Here is a 1,876-nt window from a genome sequence, read left to right as displayed (position 1 = left end):
AGTACATCGTGTCCGATGAAAAGCACGCTTCGCGCGGTAAGGCAGCTAAAGCGACCATGGCTGCCGTTGCCGTTGCTGCTGCGTTTGCTGCGGGTTCCGCTTTTGCCGCTTACGTACCTGCTGGTATGTCAGGCTCTTCCCTTTCGGCATCGAACTCGAACGGTTACGTCGAAACCGGCGTTATCGGTGACAAGGCTTCCTGGGAAACGGATGAATACAAGGCAAATTGGGGCTTGACCGCACTGAAGGCTTCGAGCGCATATGCTCTTGGCTATCACGGTCAGGGTGTCAAAGTTGGCATGATGGACTCCGGCATTCTCAAGGACCATTTGGAACTTTCCGGTGATCGTTGGCATGCCGTGCACGCTTCTGGCGAATATTCCAAGGACGGTGTTTATTACCCGCAGAATCAGCCCGGAGACCAGCAGGAATACCACAAGGGCCAAGGGTTTGACTTGGACGGGTATTACAACCCCGAGTACAACGACAACCATGGTACCGGTTGTGCGGGTGTGTATGCCGGCAACCGTAACGGCACTGGCATGCATGGCGTTGCCTGGGGTTCCGAATTTTATTCGGCGAATACTGGCGGCAACGACAACACCAACTATGGCCCCTTCCCGGATTACGGCTTCTTCAAGACTGGCTATGATGCCTTGGTTAATGCTGGCGTGAAGATCATCAACAACAGCTTTGGTACGAATCTGAAGCAGGTTGATGAAAACGGCAATATTCTCGACTACTACCACAGCGGTCCTGAGCTTACGACCGTTAACGACATCGAGTACGAATACTTCCTCTTTAAGAAGATGTATGAGGAAGGTCCCTCGTTTGTTGATGCCGCTTGGGAAGCCGTGAAGGGTAAGGATGTCATTCAAGTCTTTACCAACGGCAATAACGACCGTGCAAATCCCTACCACCGTGCACTCTACCCGTACTTCACGCCTGAAGCAGAAAAGCAGTGGATTGCCATTGCCGGCTTGAGACAGAATAGCTCGACCTCTGACCCCGACAATTACAGATTGGAAGCCAACTTCAACGAAGCTGGTTACGCTAAGTACTGGACGATGGCTGGTCCTGGTCAGAACGGTTACACCTCCAACATCAGCGGTGGTTACGGCGGCTACAGCGGTACCTCGATGGCTGCTCCGTTTGTCTCTGGCGCTTTCGCGGTTCTCGCCTCTCGCTATCAGGACATGAGCGCTGTACAGGTTCGTGAAGTGCTGTTGACAACAGCAAATCACAAGAATGCCGATGGCACCAACATGGAAGGCTGGGACAATGTTGACGGCACCACTCCGCTTGAGGGCGAAGTGTCCGACCGCATGGGTTGGGGCGTCCCTGACCTGGAAAAGGGGATGTACGGTCCTGGTCAGTTCTTCAATGGGAAATTCACTTATAACCTGAAGAATCTTGACGTTTGGTCCAATGACATTTCTCAGGTTACTTTGGATCAGCGCGCCAAAGAAGATATTGAGTGGCTGAAGTCAGTGACCGATGACGGCACGGTTGATGGTAAGGTCGTTGTATCGGACGATCCTGCAGATTACAAGCTGACGAACACGAGTACTGGCTCTGCCAACGCTGACGGCCAGGAACACAATTACGACCTCGCTGGTATTCCGGATAAGGAAATCGATCTTGAAGACGCTATGAAGTGGCGTCTGGAATACTACGAAAAGCGTGCTCAGGCTATTCGCGATAAGATCGCAAACGGCGACTACAACGGTTCGCTCGTGAAGACTGGCGAAGGTACGCTCGTTATGACGGGCAACAACACCTACCGCGGCGGTACGACGGTTGAAGAGGGCACTCTCTGGGGCTTCAACGACTCCTTTGGTGTCACGGAAACGGAAGCCAAGACGACCGCAAATGG

The 1,876-nt window shown here is 52.9% G+C and carries 1 protein-coding gene; it reads left to right on the top strand.

Going from position 1 to position 1,876, the window contains the following annotated elements; translation table 11 throughout:
* Window positions 1–1,876: S8 family serine peptidase (locus H6A60_RS11085; protein WP_205104596.1), on the top strand; the 1,876-nt coding region annotated here is incomplete at both ends.

It is taken from the genome of Sutterella massiliensis (genome assembly GCF_016899755.1).
GTDB classification, from domain to species: domain Bacteria; phylum Pseudomonadota; class Gammaproteobacteria; order Burkholderiales; family Burkholderiaceae_F; genus Sutterella; species Sutterella massiliensis.
The sequence above is the reverse complement of the archived record's forward strand: the minus strand, read 5'-3'. Positions and strand labels throughout refer to the sequence as shown.